8 protein-coding genes are annotated in these 6,812 nt (G+C 72.4%); 6 read left to right on the top strand and 2 right to left on the bottom strand.

The features are described from left to right. On the bottom strand, positions 1-825 hold an 825-nt coding region (locus E6U81_RS22340; RefSeq protein ID WP_240803950.1), incomplete at its 3' end, for a PucR family transcriptional regulator. 159 nt (positions 826-984) lie between these two features. Here E6U81_RS22340 and E6U81_RS22335 point away from each other — a divergent pair. From E6U81_RS22335 to E6U81_RS22320, 4 genes are all read left to right on the top strand, one after another. Further along, on the top strand, positions 985-1,911 hold the full coding sequence (locus tag E6U81_RS22335) for a proline dehydrogenase family protein (RefSeq protein ID WP_136231864.1): 927 nt from the start codon (positions 985-987) through the stop codon (positions 1,909-1,911). A 32-nt stretch (positions 1,912-1,943) separates the two neighbouring features. Further along, on the top strand, positions 1,944-3,575 hold the full coding sequence (gene pruA / locus E6U81_RS22330; RefSeq protein ID WP_136231863.1) for an L-glutamate gamma-semialdehyde dehydrogenase: 1,632 nt from the start codon (positions 1,944-1,946) through the stop codon (positions 3,573-3,575). A 253-nt stretch (positions 3,576-3,828) separates the two neighbouring features. Continuing rightward, the gene (locus tag E6U81_RS22325) at positions 3,829-4,722 is read left to right on the top strand and encodes a hypothetical protein (RefSeq protein WP_136231862.1); all 894 of its coding nucleotides are present in this window, start codon (positions 3,829-3,831) and stop codon (positions 4,720-4,722) included. Continuing rightward, complete coding sequence (locus tag E6U81_RS22320; RefSeq protein ID WP_136231861.1) at positions 4,719-4,949, top strand: hypothetical protein; 231 nt, start codon at positions 4,719-4,721, stop codon at positions 4,947-4,949. The genes E6U81_RS22325 and E6U81_RS22320 overlap by 4 nt, the downstream gene beginning before the upstream one ends. On the opposite strand, the gene E6U81_RS22315 is transcribed toward E6U81_RS22320, so the two are convergent. After that, positions 4,933-5,634 carry a nitroreductase family protein gene (locus E6U81_RS22315; RefSeq protein WP_136231860.1) on the bottom strand — a complete coding sequence of 234 codons (702 nt, stop codon included), beginning with the start codon at positions 5,632-5,634 and terminating at the stop codon, positions 4,933-4,935. The genes E6U81_RS22320 and E6U81_RS22315 overlap by 17 nt on opposite strands. A gap of 115 nt (positions 5,635-5,749) precedes the next feature. Between E6U81_RS22315 and E6U81_RS22310 the strand changes: the two genes are divergently transcribed. After that, a complete protein-coding gene (locus E6U81_RS22310) occupies positions 5,750-6,268 on the top strand; it encodes an SMI1/KNR4 family protein (protein WP_136231859.1) in 519 nt (172 codons plus the stop codon). Beyond that, positions 6,268-6,804: a GNAT family N-acetyltransferase gene (locus E6U81_RS22305; protein ID WP_136231858.1), complete on the top strand. Its 537-nt coding sequence runs from the start codon at positions 6,268-6,270 to the stop codon at positions 6,802-6,804. Before E6U81_RS22310 ends, E6U81_RS22305 begins: the two co-directional genes overlap by 1 nt. Positions 6,805-6,812 lie beyond the last annotated feature (8 nt).

Here is a 6,812-nt window from a genome sequence, read left to right as displayed (position 1 = left end):
GCCGCGGGCCCGGGGGATCTGGCCGGTGCCGGCCGCCGCGGCCGCCGGTTCCGCCGTGCGCGGCAGCAGCCGCGCCACCGCCGTCAGCGCCGGAGCCAGCGCGTCCGTCGACCGCAGCCGGAGCAGCACGGCCAGAGCCAGGCCCCCGCCCGCCGGTCCGGCGCCCGGCGCGTCGCCGGGCTCGCCCGCACCGCCGCCCCGCAGGGGTACGACGCACACCGCCGCCGCGCCCGGCACGGACGCGGGAGTCTCTCCGGGCCACGGCGCGACGCAGACCGCCGCGTGCAGGCCGTCCCCGCCCGGCCCGAGGGCGGCCCGCAGCGCGGCCACCGCCATGTCCTGCTGCCACCCCCGCCCGGCGGTGAGCACCGCCTGGAACTCCCGCGACAGATCCGCCCCCGCCTTCGCCTCCTCGGCGAGCAGCACCCCGATCCGCTGGGCCACCTCCATGGCCGCGGCCAGCGCCGCCGGGTCGGGGCCGGGCGTGCCGGGCTCCTGGTCGAGCAGCCACACGTAGCCCTGCACGATGCCCCGGGAGCGCACCGGCAGGCAGATCCGCCCCCGGTACACCCCCGCCTCGGGCGCCGCCGGGATGCGGACGGGACCGGTGGCGCGGGCGATACCGAAGCCCTCGAACCAGGAACGCACGGCCGCCGTCGACTGCCGCGTCAGGATCGACCGGGTCCGCACCGGGTCCATCGCCAGATCGTCGTCGCTGTCGTGGGCGCCGAAGGCGATGAGGCGGAAGTCCCGGTTCTCCAGGGTCGCCGGGGCGCCGAGCAGCGCCGAGATCTCGTCCACCAGGTCCTGGTAATCGCCCTTCACGCGCACATTCTCCCACTCCCACCCCTCCTCTTCAGACAGATGTATGAGATCGCGGACACGGATGCGTGACAGCTGTCGATGGCAGAGGATCAAAGCGATCCTTAGGTTTCACGGTGGTTTTACTTGCGCTTTTCTTCTGCCACCCGCTGGAGGTGCCCCGTGCTGGGTCCCGTGATCCTCGCCGCTTCGCGCAGCGACAAGATGCGTCGTATCGTCTCTGCCGCCCCGGTGACCAAGCCCGTGGTGAACCGGTTCATCCCCGGCGAGACCGTCGATCAGGTCATCCCGATCGTCGAGGACCTCACGCAGGCCGGCCTGGAGGTCACCCTCGACGTCGTCGGCGAGGACATCACCGAGGTGGAGCAGTCCCACGCCGCGCGTGACGCCTACCTCCGGCTCATCGAGCGCCTCGCGGAGCTCGGCCTCGGCGAGAAGGCCGAGATGTCCGTCAAGCTGTCCATGTTCGGCCAGGCCCTGGAGGGCGGCCACGAGCTGGCGCTCGCCAACGTCCGCCCGGTCGTCGAGGCCGCCGCCGCCATCGGCACCACCGTCACGCTGGACGCCGAGGACCACACCACCCTCGACTCGATGTTCGCCATCCACGAGGAGCTGCGGAAGGACTTCCCGCAGACCGGCTGCGTGATCCAGGCGTACCTCTTCCGCACCGAGGCCGACGCCCGCCGGCTGGCCGCCAACGGCAGCCGCGTCCGGATCGTCAAGGGCGCCTACAAGGAGCCCGCCGAGGTCGCGTACCTGGACAAGGCGGAGATCGACAAGGCCTACGTCCGCATCCTGAAGATCCTGATGGACGGCGAGGGCTACCCGATGATCGGGTCACACGACCCGCGCCTGATCGCCATCGGCCAGGAGCTCGCCCGCAAGGCCGGGCGCAAGCTGGACGAGTACGAATTCCAGATGCTGTACGGCATCCGCAGCGAGGAGCACCTGCGGCTCGCCGCCGAGGGCCACCGCATGCGCGTCTACACCGCGTACGGGACGGACTGGTACGGCTACTTCATGCGCCGTCTCGCGGAGAAGCCGGCCAACCTGCTCTTCTTCGTCCGCTCGATGATCACCAAGAACTAGCCAAGAACCAGGTCTAAGGAGTTATCAGCCCCATGGATGCTGTGACCCAGGTCCCCGCTCCGGTCAACGAGCCGGTCCACTCGTACGCCCCCGGCACCCCGGAGCGCACGCGCCTCGAAGAGCAGCTCAAGCAGCTCTCCGAGAACCCGGTCGACCTTCCGATGACGATCAACGGCGTCAAGCGGATGGGCGGCGGCGAGCGTTTCGACGTGGTCCAGCCGCACGACCACAAGTCGGTGCTCGGCACCTACGCGAACGCCACCCAGGCCGACGCCCAGGAGGCCATCGACGCCGCCCTGGCCGCCGCCCCGGCCTGGCGCTCGATGTCCTTCGACGACCGCGCCGCGATCATCCTGCGCGCCGCCGAGCTGCTGTCCGGCCCGTGGCGCGAGAAGCTCGCCGCCTCCACCATGCTCGGCCAGTCGAAGACCGCCCAGCAGGCGGAGATCGACACCCCGTGCGAGCTCGTCGACTTCTGGCGCTTCAACGTCCACTTCGCCCGCCAGATCCTGGCCGAGCAGCCGGTCGCGAACTCCGCCGGCGTGTGGAACCGCAGCGACCACCGCCCGCTCGAGGGCTTCGTCTACGCGATCACGCCGTTCAACTTCACGGCCATCGCCGGCAACCTGCCGACCGCTCCCGCCCTGATGGGCAACGTGGTCCTGTGGAAGCCGTCCCCGACGCAGACCCACTCCGCGGTCCTCCTCATGGAGCTCCTGGAGGAGGCCGGCCTGCCCAAGGGCGTCATCAACCTGGTGACGGGCGACGGCATCGCCGTCTCCGAGGTGGCCCTGAACCACCCCGAGCTGGCCGGCATCCACTTCACCGGCTCGACCAAGACCTTCCAGCACCTGTGGAAGACGGTCGGCAACAACATCGAGAAGTACAAGTCCTACCCGCGCCTGGTCGGCGAGACCGGCGGCAAGGACTTCGTCGTCGCGCACCCGTCCGCGGACCGCGCGATCCTGAAGACCGCCCTGACCCGCGGCTCCTTCGAGTTCCAGGGCCAGAAGTGCTCGGCGTCCTCGCGCGCCTACGTCCCGGCCTCCATCTGGAACGACGGCTTCAAGGAGGCCTTCGCGGCCGAGGTCGACGGCATCACCATGGGCCCGGTCACCGACCTGACCAACTTCATCGGCGCCGTCATCGACGACCGCTCCTTCGCGAAGAACAAGGCCGCGATCGACCGCGCCAAGGCCGACCCGACCTGCGAGATCGTCGCCGGCGGCACCTACGACGACTCGGAGGGCTACTTCGTCCGCCCGACCGTCATCGCGTGCACCGACCCGGAGAACGAGGTCTTCACGACCGAGTACTTCGGCCCGATCCTGGCGATCCACGTCTACGAGGACGAGAACTACGACGCCATGCTCGCGCAGATGGAGTCCGTCTCGGCGTACGCCCTGACCGGCTCGATCATCGCCGCGGACCGCTACGCGGCGGCGGACGCGATGGAGAAGCTCCGCTTCGCGGCGGGCAACTTCTACATCAACGACAAGTCCACCGGCGCCGTCGTCGGCCAGCAGCCCTTCGGCGGCGGCCGCGCCTCCGGCACCAACGACAAGGCCGGCGCCGCGTCGAACCTGCTCCGCTGGACCTCGACCCGCTCCATCAAGGAGACCCTGGTCCCGCCGACCGAGTACGGCTACCCCCACATGGGCTGACCTCCGGCCCCTGCTGAACCCCGCCCCCGCTCCGGTACCCCCAAGTCCGGAGCGGGGGCGGTTTCCATTCCCGGACCGGGGAACTCCTGCTAGCCTGGGCGTAGTTGTCGTGTACGGCGACCAGCTCCAATACCCGGGCCCGGCGCCCCGGGGGAGCCAAGGGCTCTACCGAGTTCCCGTACGGGGTGGGAAAGACCGCTGGAGATACGCAACCTCTACGCGCCCGTACCGGGACCGGCGCCCGGGGAGACGTATGTCCAGGCGAACCGACAACCACCACCGTGCCGCGTCCATCTGCCGCGCGGCCACCGGACTGACGCACCGCACCTGCCTCGGCTGGGCCGAAGCGGGGCTGATCGACCACCGCCAACCCGTCCCGGACGCCGAGGACGAGGGCCAGCGCGTCCTCGAGTCACTCATGCTGGCCGAGCTCGCCGACGGGCTCCGTGAGAGCGAGCACCGCGACGGGGCCCTCTTCGGCTTCACCTCCGCCCGGCCGGCGCGCACCGGGCTGGCCCTCGGACTGCACCCGGCCATGGCGGACCGGGTCCTTGCCACGGTGCTGCCGCGCATCGACGAGCACTACGGCGGACTCCGCGGGGTCCCCGGGCTGCGCATCGTCCCGACGGGCCGGAGCTGGGCACTGACCCGGCTGCGGGCCCGGGCCGCGGTCCATCTGCTGCACCCCGACCCGGACTGGCGCCCGGTGCTGCCGGAGCACGGCGACGGGCTGGCACAGCTGTGGCGGCGCAACCGCCACCGCCTGCACCCCGCCGAGGCGGCGGAGCTGGACGGGCGCGCCGACGCAGGGGGCGACCCCGGCTCGGTCGCGGCGCAGGACTGGCTGAACAGCAGGCTCCTGCGACGCCCGCGGCTGCTGGGCGCGGCCGGGGCCGCCCACGGATCGGCGAACGTGTACACCCACGGCGGCGGCGACGTGGTCGTGGAGTGGTGCTGCGCCGTGGAACGGCGCGAGCTGGAGCGGAGGCTGCGCCGGAGCGGTCTGGCGCAGCGGCCGGGCGGGGTCGCCGAGCGGCTGCGGGACCAGCCGTGGTTCCCCGGTGAGATCGCGATGGGCGGCGCCTTCGTCACCCTGCGGCGCGGGCTCTGCTGCGCCCGGGACGCCGCGGCGCGGAGGGCATCGTGATGCTGACCGCGGTGATCGTCACGGCTGCCGTGCTCGGGGTGGCGAAAGTGGTGCGGGACTGGCTGATCCTGCGGCAGGTGCGGGCCGCCATGGAGGCGGGTACCCCCGAGGACCGGGTGCGGATCGGGATGCGGCTCGCCGAGGCTCTCGGCGGCGGGCAGGCCGCGGCGGCTCCCGGGCAGGCCCCGGAGCCGCCCGGCGGCGAGGTGGTCACACCTCGACCATGACCTGGTCGAGGGATTTGCGGATGAGGTCCGGGACCACGCAGTCGTCCGCCGGGTAGCCGACCGGGATGACCGCGAAGGCCTTCTCGTTCGCCGGCCGGTTCAGGACGTGGCTCAGGAAGCGCATCGGGCTGGGGGTGTGGACCAGGGCGGCGAGGCCGCTCAGGTGCAGGGCGGACAGGAGCATGCCGACGGCGATGCCGACCGACTCGTCCACGTAGTAGTGCTTGCGCTTCGTGCCGTCTGGGCCGAGCCAGTACCGCTGCTGGAAGACCACGATCAGCGCGGGGGCGTCCGTCAGGTGGGTCTTCACGGCGTCCGTGCCCAGCGGGCGCAGCGCCGCCAGCCACTCGTCGCCGAGGCGGCCGTCGTAGGACAGCGCCTCCTCCTGTTCCGCAGCCGCCCGGATCTGCCGGCGCACGGCCGGGTCCTTGACCAGGACGAAGGTCCACGGCTGCTGGTGCGCCCCGGACGGCGCCGTCGCCGCGCAGGCGACGGCGTCCAGGACGGCCTGCTCGGGCACCGGGTCGGGGGAGAAGTGGCGTACGGTCCGGCGCTGGTCCATCCGGGCCCGCAACTCGGCCGCGCGCGCCAGGGATTCGTGCTGCGGCATGCGCTCGGGCCGATGGGCGGCGGGGCGGTACGGCTGGCCGTGGGTGGGGGTCCACTGCTGGGTATCGGGCGACATGGGGCGAGTCTGCCGAGGCATTGGTCCAGACCGCTAGAGCCGCTTCGGCCGATGGCGGCCGGTGTGCGGCGTTCGGCGTCCGCAATGCGGTCCCCGTCCTTGGTACGTTCGCGGAATGAACGACTGGGACGCGCAGGCCGTACGGGCGCGGTTGCGTGCCAAGACCCTCCGGTACGAGCTCAGGCCGCCGCTCCCGGAGGCGGAGGTCCGGGCCTTCGAGGAGGAGCACGGCATCCGGCTGCCCGGGGAGTACCGGACGTTCGTCACGACGGTCGGCGACGGCCCGGCGGGCCCCCGGCACGGGCTGATGCCGCTGATCACCCCGCGCCCCGAGGCCGACGACGACTGGGCCGTGGACGACGAGTGGCGGGACGACCGCCGGCCGGGCCGGCTGGCCGCGCCCTGCCCGATCCGCACGCCCCGCCCGTTCGACGACAACCGCCGGTTCGACCAGGCCGAGGGGTTGACCCTGGGCACGCTCATGCTGGCCGAGGAGGGCTGCGGCATCTATATGAGGCTGATTCTGGGCGGCCCCCTGGCCGGTCAGATCTGGCACGTGGACCAGGAATTCGGCTGCCACTCTCCCGAGAGCCCGGACTTCCGCACCTGGTACACCGACTGGCTGGAGCAGTGATGGACACGCGGACCGCACACACCTCGCAACTGACCGCCGGCGAGCTCCGCGCGATCCGGTCGCTGCTCGACGCCGCCTTCGAAGGGGACTTCGCCGACGAGGACTTCGAGCACGCGCTCGGCGGGATGCACGTGCTGATCGGGGTGGACGGCCGGCTCGCCGCGCACGGCAGCGTCGTGCAGCGGCGGGTCCTGCACCGGGGCCGTGCCCTGCGCACCGGATACGTCGAGGCCGTGGCCGTCCGGGCCGACCTGCGCCGCCGCGGCCTCGGCGGCCAGGTGATGGCCCGGCTGGAGCAGGTCGTGGCGGGGGCCTATGTGCTGGGCGCGCTGTCGGCCTCGCAGGAGGGGGCCGGGCTGTACCTGGCCCGCGGCTGGTCGGTGTGGCCGGGCGAGGTGGGGGCGCTCTCGCCGGACGGGCCGGTGCGGCTGCCCGAGGAGGAGGGATCCACCTACGTGTGGGCCCCGCCCGGCGGGATCCGGCCGGACCCCGCCGCGCGGCTCGACTTCGACTGGCGCGACGGGGACGTCCTGTAGGGACGCTC

The sequence above is a fragment of the Streptomyces sp. A0592 genome (assembly GCF_004795115.1).
Classification (GTDB): Bacteria; Actinomycetota; Actinomycetes; order Streptomycetales; family Streptomycetaceae; genus Streptomyces; species Streptomyces erythrochromogenes.
This window is presented reverse-complemented; position numbering and strand designations above follow the sequence as displayed.

Excerpts from the sequence above, each read along its gene's own strand:
- pruA (WP_136231863.1), top strand. The coding sequence starts at position 1,944 with ATGGATGCTGTGACCCAGGTCCCCGCTCCGGTCAACGAGCCGGTCCAC.
- E6U81_RS22325 (WP_136231862.1), top strand. The coding sequence starts at position 3,829 with ATGTCCAGGCGAACCGACAACCACCACCGTGCCGCGTCCATCTGCCGC.
- E6U81_RS22315 (WP_136231860.1), bottom strand. The coding sequence starts at position 5,634 with ATGTCGCCCGATACCCAGCAGTGGACCCCCACCCACGGCCAGCCGTAC.
- E6U81_RS22310 (WP_136231859.1), top strand. The coding sequence starts at position 5,750 with ATGAACGACTGGGACGCGCAGGCCGTACGGGCGCGGTTGCGTGCCAAG.
- E6U81_RS22305 (WP_136231858.1), top strand. The coding sequence starts at position 6,268 with ATGGACACGCGGACCGCACACACCTCGCAACTGACCGCCGGCGAGCTC.